The following is a 21,540-nucleotide window of genomic DNA, read 5'->3' on the forward strand; positions in this document are numbered from 1 at the left end:
GGCGGCTATCGCGCATTGCTACGTCCTTCGTCTCGCAAGGAGTAGAGCAGGGGTGCCGAAAATCACCGCTCGATCTTCGGCATCCCCCTAGGCACTCCTACTGCGCCATCGTGACCGTCGATGCGCGGCCCGAGCCGGCCGCGCTCCAGACGACCACGGAGCCTCGCAAATGCCCGATCCGCACGCCGGCCTGCCACCGCGATACCTGCGCACGCCCGAAGCGGCGCGCTTTCTCGGACTCTCCGGCCGAACCCTGGAAAAGCACCGCACCTATGGGACAGGTCCGACCTACCGCAAGCTCGGCGGTCGCGTTGTGTATGCCCTCGAGGACCTGAAGGCGTGGATTGACCGCGGCGCCAAAACGTCCACCAGCGATCCCGGCACAGGCACGGTCCTGCCCGCGAAACGGCACACACCCGTCCCGTATGCCGGCAAGGAGCGGCGCTGACGCATGCCGGACAGCAACTCCACTGCAAGCGGGAGGCGGCGATCAGAGCGCGACCAACTCGATCTGTTTCGCGCCCTCCCGGGCGATCTGGCGCCACGGGACGCGCAAGACCTGATGGCGTATCCGTTCTTTTCGCTGGCAAAATCGAAGCGCAATGTTCCCATCGATTTCCGCGCAGGCACCATCACCATTCGTGTTGAAGCCGATTCCCTTGCGGCAGCTCGCTCGTCGAGGAGGACTCGCTAACGTCCGTGGTTGGCAAGACCACCACATGCCGGAATTTGGAGAATGGGCGGTCAGGCCAACCAGCGCCGTGCTTGATGGATTCAAAGGTGTGCATGAAGCCGCCGCCCAGAAAGGTCGCGATCTCGCCCACATCCCCGTCCCCTCGGGAGACGCCGCTCCGCCGTGGCGGAACGCGCGTGGAAGCGGCCGGGTTCAGGAGGCCCTTAAGCCGCCGCAGCGACCCGGCCGCGCTTGCCGCTGGCGCCAAACTGGAAGGTCGAGCCACCGATCCCGATCTTGTGCAGCAGCACGGCGAGCGCGCGCGCCACCGCCGTCGCCGCGCGCTTAAGACCCTTCTTCCTGGCCAGCCGCAGGCTCCACAGCCGCAGCTTAAAATTCTTCGGAATGCGCGTGAGGATCGCGATCGCTGCCTCGTACAGCATCGCCCGCGTCAGCTCATCGCTGCATTTGGAGATGCTGCCGATCGGGTCGGTCTGGCCGGATTGAAGCGCCGTGGCGTCAGCCCGCAATGGACGCCAACATTGGTCGACCTCTTGAATCTCGCCGGATTATCAACGGTCGCGCGAAACGTCAGCGCCACGAGCGCGCCGACACCGGCCCCGGTCATCATCCGTCGCACTGCGCTGTCGCTGCGCGTCGCCGTCAGGACCATGCGGTGTAGCTTTGCCAGCTGCAGGCGCATTGAATTGCGGGCGTCCAACAGCGGCGCGACGATCGCTTCCAATTCTTTCTTTCCGGGCAAGAGATCGCGCACCCGCGCGTCAAAATGGCCGACCGAGATTTCGCCGACTTTGAGACCGAACGGGCGCAACAGGCCGCGGATCATGTTCTCCCTGTTCAGCACCTTGCCGAGCATCGTGTTGCGCCCGACCAGCAGCGCCCGCAATGTCTGTGCGCTCTCCGACTTGCCAAGAACCGCGCGGAGCCAGCCGGTCCGCATCATCTGTGCAATGCCGTTGGCGTCGTTGCGGTGGGTCTTGTTCAGTATCGCGTTCAGCGCCGCCTTGGCGTGCCGGTTCTCTATGCAGATCATCGGGAGACCCTTTTCGGCAAGCGCCGTGAACCGCGAGGCGCTATAGCAGAAGGCCTCAAGACCGACACGTTTCAAGTGAATGCCCCATTCCGCCAGGAACAGCTCGATCGCATCCGGATCGGTCTCGAGCTTCGCCTCCCTGCCGACGTTGCCATCGCCATCCACCACGCAAATGTTCATCGTCTCCAGCGACACATCGACCGCTGCATAGAAATCCATCATGCGCCTCCACCGCCGACCGCCGGAACGTGCCGCGCGTTCCGTTCGCGAATCGTTGTGAAGCTTCCTCGCAGCAGCACGGCCGGAGAGGGGACACCGGCCAGTACCCCGTCTAACCTGGAATCCTTTGGAGTCCTTGTAACGAATTGGAGCCACTCGGCTGCGATCCTTGGCAGCAGCAGAAGCGCCGCATCGCTTCGACAACGCCGATCATCGACGCTTCATCACGACCATTCTGCCGAAACGAAGGCTCTGACTTCGATGCGCTGGCGACAGCGCACCCGTTGGCATGTCCAAGATTCCTCTCATAACTATGGAGCGGCCAGGTGAGCGACCTCACAACTATTGAACTCTTGTGGCTCGAGAAGCGGATCGAGAACCGAATCCGGTTCGGCAAGGCTATATCGGAAAAGGTCATTGATCATCACAGGCGCATTCTCTCGTTTGGGCCCGGCAGCACCTTTGCGTTCGTGCGCTGGACGTCCAATGACTTCGGAACCATCCTGTCTCGCATCGACATTCTGCGCGCGATCACGCCGGGGCAGCGGTATTCGACCGTGCCTTGGGTCAGCCCCGGCGGCGAAAGCCTGCTGCGACTGGCTGGCTGGCGAAAGGTCGAGCGCGTTCTCGAGTTGATCGACGCCGTGGAGTCACTCGGCATCGATCCTGCCGATGCAGCCCCGAGTATTGGCATCACGTCCACAACCGGCTTTCCGTCAACGAAACGCCACGACCTTATACGCGTGCGCGCCACCAGGCGTGGCTCCGCCGGCGCAGGATGGTGTTCTGATGGGGCAGCTAAGGATAGTTCTTTCGATATGTGGGGCCACAACGCTCGCGCTTTGGCCGGTCACCGACACCTCACTGTCGTACATCTGGAACGCTTCCGAAAGTGTGCCGATCGGCCTCTACCGTTTGCAAGGGACCGCACGATTGCACATCACTGAGCTCGTGGCCGTTCGGCACCGGAGCCGCTTGCGAGCTTCCTCGACTTCAACGGCTATTTGCCGAGCGGTCTTCCGATGCTCAAGCGCGTGCTGGCGTTGCCCGGACAAACCGTCTGCAGAACGGGAATTACAATCGTCGTCGACAGCATCGAAATGGGCCAGGCACGCGCGCGCGACCGCCGTGGCAGGCCATTGCCGGCCTGGCAGGGCTGCCGGGTCGTCGCTGAGGACGAGGTCTTTCTCATGAACTGGCAGTCGGCGGTGTCCTTTGACGGCCGATATTTCGGACCGCTCCCGACATCGACCGTCATCGGGCAAGCGGTACCGGTGTGGACCAGGGAGGACTGACAAATGCCGACGTTGCCCCACTGGCTTGCGGTTTCTCTGTTCGGCCGATCGCAACTTCATTCCTCCATCCCGGCCGAATTGTCGGCAATCGGCGCGCGTCGCGGCCGTCTCGCGCTGCCCCAGTGCCGGCCGGGAAGAGCTTTGTCGTTGGCGGCAGCCCGCACAATGCTATCTGGAGCCGCTGCTTGCTCTCTGGGGATTCTCATGACGTTCGCAGCGCCACGGCCGGCAGAGCGGAGGCTGGATCGCGCGCACACGCCGCGCGCTCCTCAAACCTGCTTCCTGGCCTTGCATACACCGCGTTCGTGACCGAAGCCTCGCATCGGTTCGCGATGCCGGAGCGTTGGATTCGTGCCGTCATGCAGGCCGAAAGCGGCGGGAATGCGCAGGCCATATCGCCTCGGGGAGCGATCGGGTTCATGCAAATCATGCCCGCGACCTGGGTCGAGCTGAGCGTTCGTCACGATCTCGGTATCGATCCGTTTGAGCCCCACGTCAACATTATGGCTGGGGCAGCGTACCTTCGCCAGATGCTCGATCATTTCGGATCGGAAGGGTTTCTCGCAGCCTACAATGCGGGACCAAGACGGTATGAGGAGCACCTGGCCACCGGTCGACCGCTTCCGGATGAAACACAAATCTACATCGCTAGACTCGCACCATTGATCGGCATTGAGCAGCGCAACAGCAGCGGTTCGGGTGCCAGACGCTTCGCCGCGTGGCAGCAAGCGCCAGTCCTTTTTGAGCGGTCCGAGAGCTTATTGCCTGACGGCAACTCGGCATCTGGCGTCCGTACAATGAACTCGTCGAAAGCAGCGCCTAAGGCGGGTACTGCACTCGTCCCTCGTGCGACGGGGCTGTTTGTGCGACGATCAGACGGGACGAAAACTGCTGTTTCCAATCCATCTGTCGCTTTCTTACGACGAAGAGGTTGGAATCGTTGGAGTTCGACAAATGCTGCGCGAGATTGCTCGACGACCCACAAAGCCATTTGCTTGCATCGTCGGAGAGCCAACGATGATGGAGGTAGTTGTCGGGCACAAGGGCAAGCGCGCCGAGCGCGTCACGGTGCGGGGGCGAGGTTGTCACTCTTCGCTGGCGCCGCATGGCGTGAACGCGGTTTCGTACGCTGCCAGGCTCATCAGCCATCTAGATGACATAGGCAGGAAGCTGATGCTTGATGGATCTCACGATACACTTCAATCAGTACCTTTTGCGACAGTGAACATTGCTCCCATCCGCGGCGGGCAGTGGGTTGCTGCGGTTCCCGCTGAATGCTGCTTCGACTATGAGGTGCGGGGATCCCGCCAGCAAGAGATTGATGATGTCGTGGATAAGGTCCACGCTTTTGCCAAGAACATTCTTTTACCCGAGATGCAATCTGTGGAATGAGGAGGAACGGCGCCAGACTTTGGACTAGGCGTTTTTGCCCGGAGCTTGTATGACGCAAGTGGCGCAGCGGCATGACGTTTCAACGCACTGACCCCGCAAAATCGGAGATTTGATGAGCGAACCAGGGCCGCCGGAAAACGCCATTGTCGAGCAGCGAAAACGTTTTGAACCTATGCAGCAACATCTATCGCGTTCAAAGACGAGAGCAGATCGTCGGTGAAATGACGGATCGCGTTCTGATGAAGCCCAAATGGTGGAATTTCATATTGTTCGCCAACGGTTTCGAAGCCGAAATGCATATAGGTATGCAATGCTCCGATGACGCGCGGATTGCCCCAGAGTGCACTGGCGCCTTGTTGATGAGCTTTCAGTATCATCGTTCCTACCAGCGCGGCGCCGATACCCTGCCGGCGCATGCTCCTGTTGACCGCGAAGCCTCTCAGCCGCCAGCTGTTTTCGCAGCGACGGAAGGGGCACGGCTCGGGGCCGGCCGAAAGAATCCCTATTACCCGATCGGTTGCGGAGGCGATCAAGTGAATGGAAATGTCGGACATGTCGGCCGACGTCAACTTGAATTCGAAGGGCGCATCCGATCCGATATGATCGGGCCGCAGCAGTTTGTGTCGCAGGGGCAACACTTTGTCCAAGGTGGTCTGACTGATCGAGAATTGCATCTGCATACTCCTTCCATTTGCCTGTGTGGGAAGATGCCGTTCGCGTCTTCCAAGAACCTTCAGCCGTTCACACTGAAGAGAGAAGCGATTACGTCCAATCCATCGATCAGACTGTGCTGATCCGCGGGCACACCGAGCCCGATCCGAAACTTTCGGTCGCCTCGATCATTGTTGACCGCAAAAGAATCGCCTGCTCCGACCATGACCCCAGCCTGCCGCGCCGACATGACAAAATCGGCCAGGCTGGCGTGCTCGGGAAGGTCAAGCCATAGGTGATAATTGAGACTCTCGAGATGAATCGATGCGGTTGGCAGACGCGATACAGCCAGTCTCTTGCGCTCTTCGGTTTCAGCCCGGACAGACTGCAGGATATCGTTGGCAAGTCCGGTCAGGACCCAATGTGACGCAATCTCGGCCATCAAAGGAGCCACCATCCAGTTGGTGGTCCGCACGCCTGGCCAGAATGCGCCTTCCCCCAAAGCTCTGCTCGGCGCAAGAACGTAGGCGACACGCAGCTGCGATGCCAACGACTTGCTGAGCCCGACGAAGTACCAGCTGCGTTCAGGCGCGTAGGCTGCTAGCGGGGGTGGTGCATCTGTCGGCAAGACGCCGTAGATATCATCTTCAAAAATCGCCAGATCATGCCGACGTGCGATTTTCGCGACGTCTTGTCTTCGCCCATCCGACATTGTTGCCGACGTCGGATTGTGAAGAGTCGGCATGCAATAGAGAGCGCTCGCCTTGCCATGCAGCCTGCGGCACTCTTCGTCCAGGCTATCAGGCAAGATTCCTTCGTCGTCGATCGCAACACCGTGCAGCCGAATATCGAACATCGCCGAAAGCGGCTTGATCGCAGGATAGGTAAGCGCCTCGGTCAGCAATATCCCACCCGGTTTGACGTAGCGGGCCATCAGCATGGCCAGAATGGCTTGCGAACCATTGGCTAGGACGATTCTGTCAGCTTCCGGCTCCTGGCCTAAGCGTCGGGAAAGCCAAGCCGCACCCGCGCGACGATCCTTCTCCGTGCCGGTGAAACGGGGAAAGCGAATCGCGTTCGCAACATCCGTCTTTTGAAGATGCGCAAACGAATCTGCGATCGCCAATTCCACGATCGGACTCGGCGGTGGGAAATTCCGTCCGAAGTCGATCAGAGAGCCAACAACTGGGTTAGCCTTTTGAACCTTTTGAAGATCGTCCATTGTTTCCTCCCCGAACCTAGCGGGTCCACACGCTGCCGCTGGCTTAAGTCCCGATAGTCTCTTGGATCACAAGCGCAACCGACGCTGCGATTGCACCGACCGTCGCGATCGGAATGGCCGCACCGCGGATCGCCGGAACGCGGATGGCCGTCGTCACGTGCATGATTGCCAGGAAAATGAAAGCGCAGGCGACCATGGCCGGGAACACATCACTCGCCACAAAGGGCCGCACCAGGAGAAGGATCGCCAGCAGTGGCGTATCGTAGGACACCGGAAGACCGGCAAACCTGGCGTCAGATGTCAGTCCGACGTTCTCGAAATAGCTGAGCCTGATGGCACCCGCTAAAACGAGAAGCACGCTCGCGACGAGCGACAGGGCAGTTCCTTGACTGATAAGGATGATCACTGCAGCCGGGAAAACGACTCCATGAAAGAAGTCGGCAAATCCATCAAAACTCTTTCCGAATTCCGGCACACCTCGACCGCGAAGATGGCTCGTCTTGCGGGCAACATGCCCGTCCCAATGATCCAAAAACCAGGTCCAGAGCATTGCCGCAACGCCGAGCTCTATCTTGCCGTTTAAAGCCAGGAACAGCCCGATGACGGCAAACAGATAGGCGACGGCGGTGATTGCATTTGCATAGTCACGCAGATACCCGATCATCGCCTTGCTCCCGTCAGCGGGATGGAACTCGCCGCGGAAACTGCGCGGCCCATCGACGGCGCGAAAATCTTCTCCGCTAGGCGCAGATCATCTTCGCAATCGATTTCGAACCAGCGGGTATCGCTGCAATCCGCCGCTGAAAGCTGCAGCTCTCGCTGCTCGACAAGCCGTGCGAGGACCTGCTCAACATAGGCCGTACGATGCCCGCTTTCCACAGCCTGGTGCAATGCTGGCACCAGCTGTTCGCGCGAGGCGTCTGCGGAAAAGCGCGTCAGGTTGATGGTCTTGAAGAGACCCCTGGCCTGGGCCTCGACGGGCGTCTGGTTCATGACGAACGCGACGACAGAACCATCGTCAACCAGCTTGACGGCGGAACCACTCATTGCTGCGTTGAACGCCGCAACAGCCGCTACGCTCTGCTGGGTAGATGAGACCGTTCGAATTGTTCTTTCGAGGACTTCGCGCTCAAAGAACACATCGCCTTCGAGAAAGACGGTGTCGCCGGCAAGCATTGTATTTCGCGCTAGCCATAAGGAATAGGCGCTGCCGGTCCGATCGAAGATGGGATTGTGGACATACTCGATGTCGACCGCCTCGAACCGATGGCCGCAGGACTGTTCGATGGCTTCTTCGCGATAACCCACGACGATGGTTGCTTCGCGAGCCCCGAGCTCAGACAACTGATGCAGCGCGTTGTGCAGCATCGGGGTTCCGTTCACCTCCACCAAAGGTTTCGGAACGAATTCCGTGTAGGGGCGCAGCCTGGAGCCCATTCCTGCGGCAAGGATCACCGCCCGTGTACCATTGAGCATTTTGAAACGTCCTTCCTGAAAGTTTCAAGTCGCTGCTTGCCTGGTCTTCAGGCTGTTCAGGGTCCCGACGACGCGTTTCAGTCCCGTCTCCAGCAGGTCTGGCGGAGCACCGAAGCAGAGACGCAGGCCATTCACGTCGCCAAAGGTACCGCCGGCAACGGATCCCACATCGGCTTCCTCCAGGAGCAATCGTGCAATGTCGTCGGTGGATCGAAGGTGGCCGCCGGCCGGCAAAGCTGAGACAAGCCTACTGAGATCGAGATAGAAGAAGAACGAGCCGTCGGCGCCCGGCGAGCTTACGTCCTGCAGACCAGAGAGGATGCGAAGACCATTGTTACGAGCGTCGGACAGACGCTCATGCATCTTTCGTTCAAAACTGCCGTCGCCGACTTGAAGGTGATGCAGGATGGCGTGCTGTGCGATTACATTGGCATTCGAGGTCGTATGGCTCTGCAGCTTCTTGGCCGCGGAAACGATCTCTGGAGGAGCTGCGAAGTAACCCAGGCGCCAACCGGTGATCGCCAGCTCTTTTGAGAAGGCGTTGACCAGGATTGTCCTTGAACGGACGCCGGGATGCGCCATGACGATCGACTCATGGCGCGAACCGGTGAATACGAAGCTGGAGTAGCTTTCGTCGGAAATGATCCAGAGCTGATAGTTGATCGCGAGATCGCCGATAGCTTGTAGAGTCGTTCGATCATACACTGCGCCAGTCGGATTGTTCGGCGAGTTTATGATAATGGCTTTCGTGCGCGGGGTGACAGCGGCACGGATTGCATAAATTTCGGGAATATATGTCGGGGGACGGGCGTCAACGAACACGGGCTTAGCGCCGACGAGAAGAACCTGGGACGAGAATGTCGGCCAGCAGGGGCGAATGATGATGACCTCATCACCGGGATTGAACACGGCCAAAGCAGCGTCGAGCAGGCCCTGCTTTGCACCCGCAGTGATAGCGATGTTATCCGTATTCCAGTCGATGCCTGTTTCCGCAGACAGCTTTGCGGCAACGGCGCCGCGAAGCGGCGTCAGGCCGATGGAATCGGTATACCGGTTCGCCCCGGCATTGATGGCGGCAATCGCTCCTTCGCGTACGGATGATGGTGGCTCGATGATGACTTCGCCGTCGGCCAGATCGATGATCTGACGGCCGGTCGCGGCAGCTATCTTAGCCGCCTCACGGGCGGCGGCAGTGCCCGAACCTGACAGCAAAGACATCCGTTGCGCCAACATGTGCGCTCCTCCTGCATCGATGGTCGAATTTGTTACGGTGATCGCAACCGCTTCGCCGCCGGTACGCGATCTGCCTCGGCGGATATCACTCTTCCGATCGACAACCGCGTCGTAGCCAAATGGGGCTTTAGAGTTCATTGAGACCGGCGACCTCTTCATCGCGCCAAGATGCCCTTCATGCACTTACAAGGAGGGGCGCGGTTGGAGCAGACCTGAGCACACAGTATTTTGGAACCGAGGAGCCAACGCATCGATCGCGGCCGTCGGCCAGAACAGATTGTGAGTGAGTCTGCATGCTGAACTCCTTGCAGCTGATGTTTGCGTAGCCCGACGCTCATCCGACAAATAGTTTGCTCCCATCAGTAGATCAGATACTAACATTGGTAGTTGACCCGAGCGCAAACGTAAGTCGTTAGAATTGAGACGAGAGTTGCGGCTCTACGGTGCTCGGAGTCGAGTAGGTCTAGACTTGCCCTTGGCGATGGCTTCTATCATTTGCAAGCATGTCGATGCACGAGGCGCTTGAAACATGCCGCAGTCCGATCGTGAGAGTGCCGCCCGCTCTACCGACGATGCTTCTTGAGCTCAGAGTGGTGCGGATAAGCGATGCATCGACGTGAACGACCTCAGCGGTGGCGATCTTCGCCTTGAGACGGGCCCCGACCGTCCGCTTGAAGATCATGCGGTGGCGCTCTGCACCCCACCGCTCGCGGATGCGTATCAAGCTGGAGTGGTCGGGAAGAGCGTCATGCGGTCCGTAGCCGACGAACCATTGGATGGCGACATTGACTTGAGCCTCCGATCGTCGAGGATGCCCAGTGACAGCCCAGCGAGCATCAACCGTACAGCGACTTCCGGATAATCGCCCGGCCATCGCCGAAGAAATAACAGTGAGACTTCGTGGTGTAGCCCAGAGGAACAGAGTACGCGATCAACCCGAACCGCCACTGGTCGTCGGGCATTTGCTGGCGAAGCGAGGAGGTGACGAACAGCTCTAGCTGATTCTGTTCCTTCCCAGCATATGGCGCCCCTCCGACCGCGACTCACAAGGAAAACGGAATCAGTCCGCGCGAACTCTTTTCAACAACATCCACTCGGCAGCGCTGTCACGTGGCGTTCAGCACCTTGGCGGCGGCCTTGATGCCCTCGTGGGCGTTCGAGATTCACTAGCTTGAGGCGGCGCAGACCTCGCCTCGCGAGCCTGCGCAGGACGCCATCCGGGGATGGGCCGACATCCACGCCCCGGACTTCGCGCCGGCCATCACTGTACGCCGATCGCGACGATCCCCGCGACCGAGACAATGCGCCCCTGCTGGCGCACCTTCACGTAGGTGGCGTCGATCCACAGAGAGAGCCGTCGCCCTCGACCGGACGGGCGCGGAACGCCCCGTCAACTATCAAGCCTACTAATTGATCTAGATGTCAGAAAAGCCGAGTGATTGCCGAATGAAGGTTGGGCTGCTCAGTCGCGTTGCTCAACCGTCGCTCCTGGGGTGTTCGGCATGAAACGTCAACCACAATCTGTACTCGCCAACGGTCCTGATCGATGCACCGCATCCTCGCTCGCAGAAATGCTGCGTGCACAGGTGTGCTCCAATCTTGAACTCTCCTTCCTCATGGAAGCGCATGACGGCCTCTCCGCTGCGATCGCCGCGCGCGCTGGGTTCAAAGGTCTCTGGGCGTCCGGTCTTTCAATTGCCTCCTCTCTTGGGTATCGTGATGCCAACGAAGCGTCATGGTGCCAACTTGTCGATGCAGTCGAGCGGATCGTGGACTCGAGCAAACTGCCTGTTCTGGTTGACGGCGATGGCGGCTTCGGGAATTTCAACAATGCACGCCTCCTTGCCCGCAAGCTCCATCAACGAGGCGCTGCGGGCGTTGCGCTGGAGGACAGCTGCTTTCCGAAGATGAACTCGCTCATTGGCGATCGTCATCCCCTCGCCGATATCCACGAATTCTCCGGCCGCCTGCGGGCAGTTAAGGATACAGTCGCGGAAGACTTGGTCCTCGTGGCCCGGATCGAGGCGTTGATCGCGGGGCATGGAATGGACGAAGCCATTTTACGCGCTCACGCTTACGCAGACGCGGGTGCGGATGCGATCCTCATTCACTCGCGAAAGAGCACCGCGGACGAGGTTCTTTCCTTCACGCGCACCTGGCAAAGCCGATTGCCCGTCGTGATCGTGCCAACGACATACTATCGAACACCGGTCTCTGCGTATCGTAATGCCCGCATCTCAACAGTGATCTGGGCCAACCACTCAGTGCGAGCTGCAATAGCGGCAATGCAGCAGATCTGCCGTCGTATCATTGCCGAAGAAGGCGTTGCCGGTATCGAGCCCAATATTGCGACGCTCGATGAGGTCTTCGAACTGTTGAGGTATGACGAACTTGCCCGCGCGGAAGCGCGCTATCTTCACCCTCTTGACTGAGGGCGATGACCTCTCATTTAAACGCAAACAAACTCATTCTCGAAGGACCACCGCCATGCAATCGGCCGCCTTACTGGTACGCTCCACCGTAGTTTTCAGTGAAGCACAGGCGTTCCCTCCCAAAATTAGATACGTTATAAACGGGCGCGACAGCTCATGCGCGGCTGGTCCGAACATGCTGCAGATCTACGGGCTCATTTCTCTCTTGAAGAGGCGCCAACGCGGACGGTGATCGTCTTCCTCTTCAAGAAAGCTCGTAGCTTCCACATCGCAACAGCAACCACAAGTAACATTTGAGACCGACGGAGAGCGCTTATGTTAAGGCAAGGGACAGTTCTGCTCAACTCTTCGGGCACCGTCGCCAACGTGACAGATCTGCGTGGCGACGCCGTTCGCAACGTGTTCTCTTGCAGTATGCGCCGCTGGCGCAAGCAACTGACCCGGCTAGGGTTGATTGGGACCATAGTTGTCGCCTCAGCTGCGGCTGGCAGTGTCACCGATGCGAACGCGGGAGACGAGGCGAAGGCTGGCTGGATGCAGCCGCGGGTTCCCGCATGTGGCGAGAAAACCCAAAAATTTGGCTCCAATGATCCGGACGATCCCGTCGATGGCACCGTCAACAAGACGATCACCGAGTGGCTGGCGGCCGGCAACAAGGCCGCTTGGAAATCCAGCTTCGGTCTGGATAGGCGCCCTCTTGCCGACGCAGAGTCCGAAATCGACACCTCCGGTTACGGGAAGGATCTCTTCCTGACCGGCCCCGAAGCCAAGACCCGCGGCATCGATCCGCATCGGAAGCAAATACTGCCGCACCGCGGTTTGTTCGATAATTCCAAGGGCATTCTCGAAAACACCATTTCAGCCGCCGACAACGCGCTTAAGCACGGTTTCCACAGTGTCGAACTCGATCTTCGCGCGGATAAGAGCGGCCATGCCTGGATGATGCATGACAGTACACTCGGGCGGGTTACCGGCGATCCGAACAATTGCCTGATTTCGGATGTCCCTACCGAGGAAATCAAGAACATGAACCTCTCGATATGGAATCCCATCAATAATGAACGACTTCCGGCGCTTGACCGCCACGGCAATCCGCAACAGATGGAAGACCTGCAGAAGATCATCGATTACGTTCGCGAGAAGAATAGAAACGGCGAGGAGTTCAACGTTATCATCGACCCCAAGGACGAGGTATCGACGATCAGAACAATCACGGCGCTGTCGGCGCTTGATAATGCTGACGTGCGGAGGCACCTCGGCATCAAGATCTATTCAACCTATGTGCCCACTACCGACCTGATTATTGCGAGCCGGGACAGCAAGACCAGAAAAGTACTTGATGCACTGAACTTTGCCAATGTGACTGTCTCGCCTGATAACAAGCTCAATCTGATTCCGCTTCTCATCAAGGCGGAAGACGTCCAGTCGCCTCACATCGATAAAGACCAGGTCACCCAGGCCGGCGATTGGCTGACCTCCTTCGATAGGCTGGGCAATCTCACCATGGTGGAAATCTCCCGTTTCAAGGGAACCGACAACTTCGACAAGATGAATCAGGTGACCGCGAAATTCCAGGCAGCGGGCAAGAAGTTCGCCAGTACGCCTGTCACGGCGTCCTATATCTCGGAAGCGTTCTCCGTTAACGGGCAAAAGTTTTACTATAGTACTCAGGGTGTGCCGATCACCCTGCCCGGCCGTCCCGACATGGAGTTCCGCGCCACTTTCGGCGCGCTTGAGCCCTATGCCGACGTGCTGCTGTCCGACAATGCTTATTTGGAGACGCTCTATGCCACCGGCCATATCACTGAGGGCAGTGATGCGGATTATGCCATTCCGACAGATGCCCACCACAACCCGGCATTCATTATCGACGCACCGAAGGTTATCAGTGGCAAGCCGAGCTGGATGAGCGATCCACGGCATCGGTGAGCCTATGGCCCGTGGTGATCTGCACCACGATTGTTGCACACCCCCTGCAGAAAGCTGCGAAGGGATATGATGAGCTGGCCAGTCGAAGAAATCCAAACATGAAGCCCTGCAAGAGTAGGACCGCCTCAGTTGGCGGCCCGCCATCGTGAATCGGCAGACGAGACCGCGCTCGACCTCCGCTGCCGCATTCACGCAGAAGCACGTATTGCTAAGCTCGTGCATGAGAGCAAAAAGCAGCAACCAGTTTTACCTAACCATCACATCGTTCCGTCGGCTGCCGAACGATCGCCTGCTGCTTGGTATGAAGGGCATCCGCGCCGTGTGCAGCGGTGCCGTTCAGTACGTGGCGACGTCGGGGAATACGCGCCGCGTCTGGCCGGCTCTCCTGCTCGCGCCGATGCGTGAGGAGCGACACGACATGAACGTAATCACATCAGAACGCAATTCCCTGATCTCGGAAACTTGGGCTCCGAGGTGCGTCAGCCGATACCGGCCAGGCCCGGACAGCGCGAGCGCTACGATTATGAGTACCGCCGCAACGGCACCGTCAATCTCTTCGTTAACTTCGATCCGCATCGCGGCTGGCGCAACGTCAAGATAGCAGGCCGCCGCGCCGCCGTGGACTACGCCCACTGCATGCGTGAACTCGTCGACGTCCATTATCCCGATGCCGCCAGTATCCGTGTCGTGCAGGACAATCTGTCGATCAGTCCGCCGGCGCGCTGTATCAAGCATTTGCGCCCGCCGAGGCCCGTCGCATCCTGCGTCGCCTCGAATTCTACTACACACCGAAACACGTCAGTTGGCTCAACATGGTCGAGTGCGAGATCAGCGTGCTGCAGCGCCAGTGTCTCGGCCGCCGCATCGACGACGCCAAACGGCTCCGAAAAGAGATCGCAGCATGGCAACAGAAGCACGAGACCGCATCAAATGGATGTTCACAACCGACAAAGCCGGCGCCAAACTCGGCCGCGCATATCCAACCATCGCCAAAGAGTCAAAATTACTGTGATGAACCACTAGCTAGGTCCAGCGGGCTTTCATAGCGATCCTTCAAGAACCTGGCGGCGCGCTCATGGATTCCTAGTTTTGAGCCAACAACGCCGCATGGATTGTAGCTATCGACGCCTCAAGCCAAGCTGAATACGCCGGAGAAGACTGGCAGCTCATATCGGGCGACAATATTCTTGAAGCGAACATGGGTATCTATCAGCTCTTCGAGATCGAACGAGAATGGAATGCCCATTTGCTTTACGACGAACGGTGTCAACACCGTCGGAGCAGGTGCTACGCCGATCTTCGCCAATTCTTCCAATCCATTAATCGTGTTCTCTGCAGCCTCAATTCCGGCCAGAAGGCAGCTTCCGGCTCCGAACCGACCAAACACGTCGACTGCGTCGGCAAAGATCGCCATGTACTCTTCAAAAGTGTATTCGCCCTTCAGGCCACGGATATACTTTCTTCGCATTCCGGCATCGACGATATCGACCCCCGTGTTGAATCGCGAAACGCCAGCATCTCTCAGAACTGAAAGGTAATTTCTTCGCTTATCCCTGTCGTTTCGGATGCTCGGCGGAACCACCTGGGATACGTAAATATTCTTTGTATACCCCGCCTCTCTGAGCCGACGAGAGATTGTCGAATGTCGATCCAATTCGGTCTTCTCATCCTTGATGCTTCCAGTGCATAGCCAAACGATATCGTATTTGTCATCAAACGTGTGGCCATTCCTGTCCGCATAATTCAAACACTCCTGAAAATTGGCCTTGTAATTAGTATCACCTCCCTGAATGGCCAGCGCCTCCCACTCATTTTCTTTAAAACAGAACTCGCATGAATAACAGCAGTAAACATGATAATCGAACACGAAACTCCGGGCGCCATTCGCGCGCATCATACCGAAATTGTACATACCCGTAGGCGAGTGTTCGGGGTCAATATGTTGTCGACAACGGACTTGTTCAATCTCGTCGTTTATTGATGCAAAGAGGACCTCTCCATCAAACATAAATGGCGAGTTCGAATTGATCCGTACGGTGATCTTTTTGACGAACTGCGGGCCAAATATTTCGATTTCGAGTCTCGGTATGATTTGCCCAAGAATTGGAAATGATATATCGGTCGTGAGAAGTTGAATTCCGTCTCTCAGTGCGCCAAGTCTAAAGACTTCCTCGATACGAACACCGTGCCTATTTTTGAGTGCAAGATCGAATTTTGCGATCCTCTTTTTCTGAATGCTCATGGCCGCACTCCACCTGCTGCAACGGATTCCTTAGATCGACCGAGCGCCATGCCTGCGACTTAAAATCCGTCACACGCCACGGCGGCCCCGACGAGATTACTTGCTTTTGACGTCTGGGGCTTGGAGTGCTGCGGCTGCTTTCATGAAACGGCGACTTCCTTTGTCGAACTGCTTCAGCCCTGCATCCTTCATTACTAATGATCAGAAAGCGATCATGCGCGCCAGGCGCGGATCGAGATTTGGTTGTGGATGCGCCATCAAGGCCGAGCAGGTGGATCAGCCGAAGCGCTGCGGCGAAATCAATCCGAGTATCCTGCAGTCCATCCTTGCTGGCCGATGCGCGCGCACGAGTTGTCATCACTTCCCAGTCTCTCAGTTGTGACGTTAAACGTGCGCCACGGTGGTCACAATTTACTCCATGCGATTTCACGACGGCCGTGATCGCAACAGGTTGTTTGCCACTTATAGGCAATCGGCGTGCCACAAGAGATGCTGTGCGAGCCGTTGACGAAACGATGCGCTTTGCACTGCGCCAACGTAGAACCGAGTCTCGGTGTCGGGTCTCTGCCATAAACGTATCAAACCGAACAGTGCTGAACGCGACAACACGGAGCGTTCATCGATATCGAAGCCTGGAGCATCGTTTCTTTTCAAGAACTTCAACAACTCGATGGCTCGATGACGCTTGAGGCGTTTGCCGATGACGGAAGCCCGAGTGACATCGAGCGCTGCAGACAGCAGGCATCGACGGCGCACGTATCTGGGCCGCCCGGTACCCAGGCATCACCGCCAAGGCCGGTAGCTCGCGTTCGAGTGCCTGGATCTGGCTTTTCTCATCGATGCCGAAGGACAAGGACCCCGTTCGTCGCTGGATAGGTAGCTAGAGTCTAACCGGCGAAGCCGGATGCGCCCTGCACAACGGAAATGCATCGTTCTCTCCACTTGCAAACAAGATTTGAAACAACCATGCCGCGTGTCATGATGAGGAATGACTGTACGATACGATATTCAGTCCGAGACGAATGGCTGGACGGTTTACGACATCCGCACCGGTTTTGCTGCTGATCAATGACGTCACCCAAAATGGCCTCCCCCTGGAAGACGCCGACGACCTGGCCGATCTGTTGAATCACCTACAATCAGAGCAAGCCTACGTCAGCAGTCACTAAGGGCTTCGCGGGCGCCGCGATTTTCGCTCTGGTCGCCGCCCTTTGGTGTGGCGGAGGATAAACGTGTATCGACGGGAGCTTCCACGGGTCTTCGAACTTCGCGACTTGGTCCAGTATTCATCATCGCGAGACGCGTATTTCCAGAATTTTGAGAAATCGCTGTCGGAGATCCCTGAAAAACTGAAGCAGTTCCTGCGACATCGAGCGGGACTTCCGATGTCGACGAAGGCCTTGGCCATGCCGTGAAGGCCGAGCGCGTTGAGCTGATCAGCGGTCAAGCCGCCAATCGGGGCGATTGGCGATGGTGGGGGCATATGATCTGCACCCGCCGACGGTGACAACTGCTGACTCTAGTAGGTTTGTTGTTCCCACGCATGAGCTAATGACTAGGTCGTTTTGACAGACACGCCTCGCGCATCAACAGTGCAAGCCCTGCACAGGAGAACCTCTATGTCGTCGACCGCACTGTGCAGCACCTCTCTTGCGTTGATCCTTTTTGCCAGCGGGATCATGGGGAGCGCGCAGGCAGACAATCCGCCGCCGCGCGCCAATGCCACGACGCCAGCCGGCCAGAACGGCGGCCCCGGCGAACGCGCCGGCCAAGCGCCGAGTACGCCGTCGGCCGCCGAGCAGCATCGCCTGCCGCCGGACTCCAGCACCAGGCAAACGCTTGATCTCCCTGGGCGGACGCTCTCTTTCATCGCGACGGCCGGCTCCATCCGCCTGTTCGACGAGAAGGGCGAGCCGGAGGCCGACATCGTCTATACCTCCTATCAGCTTGACGGCACCGATCGCGGCACGCGCCCGGTAACGTTCTTCTTCAACGGAGGACCGGGCTCATCATCGGCCTGGCTGCAGCTCGGCAATGCCGGACCGTGGCGGCTGCCGATCAATGCAGACGAGGTCACGCCATCCACTTTTCCGGAGGTGAGGCCAAACGCGGAGACTTGGCTCGACTTCACCGATTTGGTGTTTATCGACCCCGTAGGCACAGGCTATAGCCGTTTCGTGGGAACCGGCGATGATGTGCGCAAGCGGCTCTTTTCAGTTGACGGCGACGTCAACGCGCTCGCGCTGGTGGTCCGTCGCTGGCTCGAAGAGCATGACCGGCTGTTGTCGCCGAAATACATCGTGGGTGAAAGCTATGGGGGCATTCGCGGGCCAAAGGTTGTGCACCAGTTGCAGATGCGGCAGGGCATAGGCGTCAAGGGCCTGATAATGGTCTCGCCACTCTTCGACTATGGCCAATTTGCCCGCACTGGCCTGCTGCAATACATCGCAACACTGCCGAGCTATGTCGCGACCCTGCGTGAAGCCGAGGGTCCGGTAAAGCGAGCCGATCTCGCCGACGTGGAAGCTTATGCACGCGGAGAGTTTCTGATCGACCTCATCAAAGGTCAGGCGGACAGGGAAGCGACCATGCGTCTGGCCGACAAGGTCGCGGCGCTGACCGGCATCGATCAGGCGGTGAGTCGCAGGCTCGCGGGCCGCTTCGACCTCGCCGCGTTTCGCCGTGAGTTCGATCGTAAGAACGGCATGTTAATCGGCAGATATGACGCCTCAGTGCGTGGCCTCGATCCGTTTCCGGACTCGGATTTCCATCTTTCCGGCGATCCGTCGAGCGACACGCTGCTCGCACCTTTGACCAGCGCCACTGTCGATCTCCTTACGCGCAAGCTAAACTGGCGGCCAGACGGCTCCTATGAGCTAGTCAACGGCGCGGTCAGGCTGGCTTGGGATTTCGGCCGCGGGCCTCCGGAGTCGCTGTCGGAGCTGCGCCAGATTCTCGCAACCGACCCGAAGATGAAATTGCTGGTCGGGCACGGCCTGTTTGACCTCGCCACGCCTTATCTCGGATCACAGATCGTGCTCGACCAATTGCCGCCATTTGCTTCAGCACCGCGCGTCAAACTCGGAGTCTACCCAGGCGGCCACATGTTCTATTCACGAGATGGCTCGCGCCAGGCTTTTCGTGCAGAGGCCGAAGCGATTATGAAGTAACCCGCGCCGCGAACTGGGTCACAAGCATGCTCGTGTTCGCACGAGCATAGTTATAGATGAAGCTGCTCATGGCGCCGGCTTCGAGGCAAACTCCCTGGATGGCCGTGAGATCGATCTCTTTGCCGACCAGCCAGCTATGGATATCGCTTCGGCAATGATCTTGCCTTTGCCGTTGACTACGCAGATGGCGGTTTTGCGCTGAGAAATATCAAGCCCGACGTGTAAGTTCATGGTTCCCCCGGTTTTGGTTATGGATCAGGGGAGCCTCCTCCTTGTCGCTTGTGCCGCATCATTGTTGCCGACTCGGGTGAGGTTTGCCTTTCCCGACTCTGCGGGCGCTTGAAAACGGCTTCTTGAGTGTTCCTATCTACCCTTGCATTGCGTCAATCTTGTACAACCATCAAATTTCTACTGCCGTGGTAAATCTCCTCAGAGAGCAGTTCTGCACAACTGGCATCTTAGGAGCGTCAATGGGAAGCACCTCTGAGTGTCGTTCACAGCTAGTCGTAACTGTACACGGAATACCGAGAGGTTCGCGTTGCGCGAGGCAGTCTTACCCTTACGCGGTATTCCGCCGATAGTTCTGGCTACGCCCGCGCCGATCACGCACCGTACCGCCGAGGAAAATTTGGGGCTCGGTTACCTGGCGAGTATTCTCAGAAGCAAGGGAGCGAATGTCCAAATCATCGACGGTTGGCTGGGCGGTCCGACGAGTGACGAGATCGCAGATTCGATAGCCCGGCTGCCGGTCCCGCTGTGGATCGGATTTTCCTGCTACCGATCCAATATGGCTCGGGCAATCGAAGTCATGCAGCTGCTTCGTCAGCGTGGTCTACAAACCCCGACGATCACTACAGGCCGACCTTTCACCCGGATGAGTTCCTGAACGCTGGGTTCGACGTCGTGGTCCTCGGCGAGGCCGAAGAAACTATCTGCGAGCGCGCCAAAGGCACTCGAGGACGAGGAACTGCTCGAATCCACGCGCTTGCGACCGAACTGCGGCGGCACGACCTCGCCTTCATGGAACTCCTCCTGGACGCCGTTGAGTCGCGTGAGCATGACGTCGATGGCCTTGTTGACGCTCAGGTCGCAGGGAACAAGATCAAATACCAGACGCTGGCGACACGGGTTGAACACGCCTACGCGTCGGCCGGGCTGGTGTATGACGTCGCACAGGCCGTAACAAAAACGGCGAGTACGTGCAAATCGAGCAAAAGCGCTTTCCGGTCTTCAAGGCCAGCAGTGCACGAGCGGGCGCCTGAACCGCGACGAGAGTTCGGAGACGATCAGCTCGCCGTCTCAGGTTGTTTAAGAGGGCAGATGGCGCGCAGCCCGACCGTAGGGTTCTATCATGCCAAGCCGGCGGCTGCCGACGCGGTAACGCGCCACCTGTTGGGCAAGGTGCTAGAGAGCGTTAGCCGATCAGGTTGCAAGTACCCTGCGGCCACGAAGTAGTTTGTGGATTCTGCGGGGTGTAGGTGTCGACGATGCGGCCAACGGCATCCCACAGACCATTGACCGTACGTTCGGCGGCCTTTCGCAAATTTGCTTTGAGCTTGGCGAAGGCATTCTCGATCGGGTTGAGGTCGGGGCTGTAGGGCGGAAGATAGAGGAGCGTCGCGCCGGCAGCTTCGATCATCTCGCGTATGCGCGGCCCTTTGTGGCTGGAGAGGTTGTCCATGATAACAATCGCGTCTTGCGGAAGCTCGGGAACGAGCACCTTTTCCACGTAAGTCTCGAAGGCATCACGGTTGATAGGGCCATCGAGCACCCAGGGCGCGATGATGCCGCGCGTGGTTAGAGCAGCCACGCAGGTTGTTGTTTTCCAGTGGGCCGTGCGGAACGGCGGCTCGCAGACGTTCGCCGCGCTGGCAGCGGCCATGTGTTCGCGCCATGTTGGTCGACGCCCAGGTCTCATCAATGAAGACGAGCCCGTCACGATCGAGCTTGCCTTGGCTCTCGCGCCAGGCTTCCCGCCGCGTCAAGACATCCGGGCGATCTTGCTAGGTGGCATGGGCGGTCTTTTTTTGCGCGTGATGTTGTGGCGCTCGAAGAAGCGACGGATCGTCCCATAGCCGAAGGAAAGACCTTCTTTGCTCAGGCTGTCGCGCAATTCCTCGATGGTGATGTCAGGGGTTGCCTTGAGCAAGGCCATGATCCTCGCCTGATGGGCATCGATCCGGTGGGACTTGCGATCACCGCCTTGAGCTCTTGGCTGGGCATCCCCTTGCTCTCGCTCGCGCATCCGCCATCGGCTGACGCTCGCCGCACTTACTTCAAACCGCTCGGCAGCCTGCCGGCCGGATACGCCGCCCGCAATGGTGGCAAGCACTCGTTCCCGAAGGTCCATCGACAGCGGTTTCGCCATGCCCGCCGGCCTCCCGTCCCGGCGGGTAGCTTGAATCACCAAAACGCTGATTTGTGATTCCCAACGATTCAGTCAGATGGGTTAACGCTCTAGTCACCATTAGCATCGACAAGTCCCGCGGTCAGAGCGCCAAGATCAGTCCATCCACGCCTGACTCAGACCAGGGCCGTTGCGCTGAATTGGT

At 58.5% G+C, this 21,540-nt stretch carries 15 protein-coding genes and 9 pseudogenes; 11 read left to right on the forward strand and 13 right to left on the reverse strand.

The window, feature by feature from the left end; all coding sequences use genetic code 11:
• The first annotated feature begins 169 nt into the window (after positions 1-169).
• Both ABIB73_RS37000 and ABIB73_RS37005 read left to right on the forward strand, forming a co-directional pair.
• A complete protein-coding gene (locus ABIB73_RS37000) occupies positions 170-448 on the forward strand; it encodes a helix-turn-helix transcriptional regulator (RefSeq protein ID WP_354097923.1) in 279 nt (92 codons plus the stop codon).
• A 3-nt stretch (positions 449-451) separates the two neighbouring features.
• Positions 452-652, forward strand: a pseudogene (locus ABIB73_RS37005) (replication initiator protein A); the annotation flags it as partial.
• 245 nt (positions 653-897) lie between these two features.
• Here the strand turns inward: ABIB73_RS37005 and ABIB73_RS37010 are convergent.
• Complete coding sequence (locus ABIB73_RS37010; RefSeq protein ID WP_354097922.1) at positions 898-1,116, reverse strand: hypothetical protein; 219 nt, start codon at positions 1,114-1,116, stop codon at positions 898-900.
• An 8-nt stretch (positions 1,117-1,124) separates the two neighbouring features.
• Complete coding sequence (locus tag ABIB73_RS37015) at positions 1,125-1,946, reverse strand: IS110 family transposase (protein WP_354232375.1); 822 nt, start codon at positions 1,944-1,946, stop codon at positions 1,125-1,127.
• Positions 1,947-2,272: 326 nt separating this feature from the next.
• Between ABIB73_RS37015 and ABIB73_RS37020 the strand changes: the two are divergent.
• The 4 genes and pseudogenes from ABIB73_RS37020 to ABIB73_RS37035 all read left to right on the forward strand — a co-directional run bounded on the left by ABIB73_RS37020 (position 2,273) and on the right by ABIB73_RS37035 (position 4,633).
• Positions 2,273-2,736, forward strand: a pseudogene (locus ABIB73_RS37020) (DUF2840 domain-containing protein).
• Positions 2,736-3,241, forward strand: a pseudogene (locus ABIB73_RS37025) (S26 family signal peptidase). The pseudogenes ABIB73_RS37020 and ABIB73_RS37025 overlap by 1 nt, the downstream one beginning before the upstream one ends.
• A 359-nt stretch (positions 3,242-3,600) precedes the next feature.
• Positions 3,601-3,786: pseudogene (locus ABIB73_RS37030) on the forward strand (lytic transglycosylase domain-containing protein); the annotation flags it as partial.
• Between the two features lie 409 nt (positions 3,787-4,195).
• On the forward strand, positions 4,196-4,633 hold the full coding sequence (locus ABIB73_RS37035) for a peptidase dimerization domain-containing protein (RefSeq protein WP_354097920.1): 438 nt from the start codon (positions 4,196-4,198) through the stop codon (positions 4,631-4,633).
• A 170-nt stretch (positions 4,634-4,803) separates the two neighbouring features.
• Here the strand turns inward: ABIB73_RS37035 and ABIB73_RS37040 are convergent, their stop codons facing one another.
• From ABIB73_RS37040 to ABIB73_RS37070, 7 genes and pseudogenes are all read right to left on the reverse strand, one after another.
• Positions 4,804-5,307 (reverse strand): GNAT family N-acetyltransferase, encoded by a 504-nt coding sequence (locus ABIB73_RS37040; protein WP_354097919.1) that lies wholly within the window; start codon positions 5,305-5,307, stop codon positions 4,804-4,806.
• 59 nt (positions 5,308-5,366) lie between these two features.
• On the reverse strand, positions 5,367-6,506 hold the full coding sequence (locus tag ABIB73_RS37045) for an aminotransferase-like domain-containing protein (RefSeq protein ID WP_354097918.1): 1,140 nt from the start codon (positions 6,504-6,506) through the stop codon (positions 5,367-5,369).
• Between the two features lie 43 nt (positions 6,507-6,549).
• A complete protein-coding gene (locus tag ABIB73_RS37050) occupies positions 6,550-7,170 on the reverse strand; it encodes a CDP-alcohol phosphatidyltransferase family protein (protein ID WP_354097917.1) in 621 nt (206 codons plus the stop codon).
• Positions 7,167-7,982 carry a phosphocholine cytidylyltransferase family protein gene (locus tag ABIB73_RS37055; RefSeq protein ID WP_354097916.1) on the reverse strand — a complete coding sequence of 272 codons (816 nt, stop codon included), beginning with the start codon at positions 7,980-7,982 and terminating at the stop codon, positions 7,167-7,169. The genes ABIB73_RS37050 and ABIB73_RS37055 overlap by 4 nt, the downstream gene beginning before the upstream one ends.
• 24 nt (positions 7,983-8,006) lie before the next feature.
• On the reverse strand, positions 8,007-9,215 hold the full coding sequence (locus ABIB73_RS37060) for a pyridoxal phosphate-dependent aminotransferase (RefSeq protein ID WP_354098006.1): 1,209 nt from the start codon (positions 9,213-9,215) through the stop codon (positions 8,007-8,009).
• Between the two features lie 568 nt (positions 9,216-9,783).
• Positions 9,784-10,207, reverse strand: a pseudogene (locus ABIB73_RS37065) (transposase); the annotation flags it as partial.
• A 117-nt stretch (positions 10,208-10,324) separates the two neighbouring features.
• Positions 10,325-10,604: pseudogene (locus ABIB73_RS37070) on the reverse strand (transposase); the annotation flags it as partial.
• Positions 10,605-10,786: 182 nt separating this feature from the next.
• Between ABIB73_RS37070 and aepX the strand changes: the two are divergent.
• The 3 genes and pseudogenes from aepX to ABIB73_RS37085 form a co-directional block, all read left to right on the forward strand.
• On the forward strand, positions 10,787-11,647 hold the full coding sequence (gene aepX / locus ABIB73_RS37075) for a phosphoenolpyruvate mutase (protein ID WP_354098005.1): 861 nt from the start codon (positions 10,787-10,789) through the stop codon (positions 11,645-11,647).
• Between the two features lie 315 nt (positions 11,648-11,962).
• The gene (locus ABIB73_RS37080) at positions 11,963-13,576 is read left to right on the forward strand and encodes a glycerophosphodiester phosphodiesterase family protein (RefSeq protein ID WP_354097915.1); all 1,614 of its coding nucleotides are present in this window, start codon (positions 11,963-11,965) and stop codon (positions 13,574-13,576) included.
• Between the two features lie 471 nt (positions 13,577-14,047).
• Positions 14,048-14,588 (forward strand): annotated as a pseudogene (locus tag ABIB73_RS37085) (IS630 family transposase); the annotation flags it as partial.
• A gap of 117 nt (positions 14,589-14,705) precedes the next feature.
• Here the strand turns inward: ABIB73_RS37085 and ABIB73_RS37090 are convergent.
• Entirely contained in the window at positions 14,706-15,818 is a 1,113-nt protein-coding gene (locus ABIB73_RS37090; protein ID WP_354232378.1) for a hypothetical protein, read from the reverse strand.
• A gap of 636 nt (positions 15,819-16,454) precedes the next feature.
• Positions 16,455-16,659 (reverse strand): annotated as a pseudogene (locus ABIB73_RS37095) (IS630 family transposase); the annotation flags it as partial.
• A gap of 838 nt (positions 16,660-17,497) precedes the next feature.
• On the opposite strand from ABIB73_RS37095, the gene ABIB73_RS37100 reads away from it, so the two are divergent.
• Positions 17,498-18,988: a S10 family peptidase gene (locus ABIB73_RS37100; protein ID WP_502918486.1), complete on the forward strand. Its 1,491-nt coding sequence runs from the start codon at positions 17,498-17,500 to the stop codon at positions 18,986-18,988.
• A 487-nt stretch (positions 18,989-19,475) separates the two neighbouring features.
• Positions 19,476-19,874, forward strand: a complete 399-nt coding sequence (locus ABIB73_RS37105; RefSeq protein WP_354097912.1) for a cobalamin-dependent protein — start codon at positions 19,476-19,478, stop codon at positions 19,872-19,874.
• Here the strand turns inward: ABIB73_RS37105 and ABIB73_RS37110 are convergent.
• Together ABIB73_RS37110 and ABIB73_RS37115 are read right to left on the reverse strand one after the other, a co-directional pair.
• Positions 19,811-20,125 (reverse strand): hypothetical protein, encoded by a 315-nt coding sequence (locus ABIB73_RS37110; RefSeq protein WP_354098012.1) that lies wholly within the window; start codon positions 20,123-20,125, stop codon positions 19,811-19,813. The two genes, ABIB73_RS37105 and ABIB73_RS37110, sit on opposite strands and share 64 nt — an antisense overlap.
• Before the next feature lie 296 nt (positions 20,126-20,421).
• Positions 20,422-21,356, reverse strand: a pseudogene (locus ABIB73_RS37115) (IS630 family transposase); the annotation flags it as partial.
• Positions 21,357-21,540 lie beyond the last annotated feature (184 nt).

The organism is Bradyrhizobium sp. F1.4.3, from assembly GCF_040548375.1.
Taxonomy (GTDB): domain Bacteria; phylum Pseudomonadota; class Alphaproteobacteria; order Rhizobiales; family Xanthobacteraceae; genus Bradyrhizobium.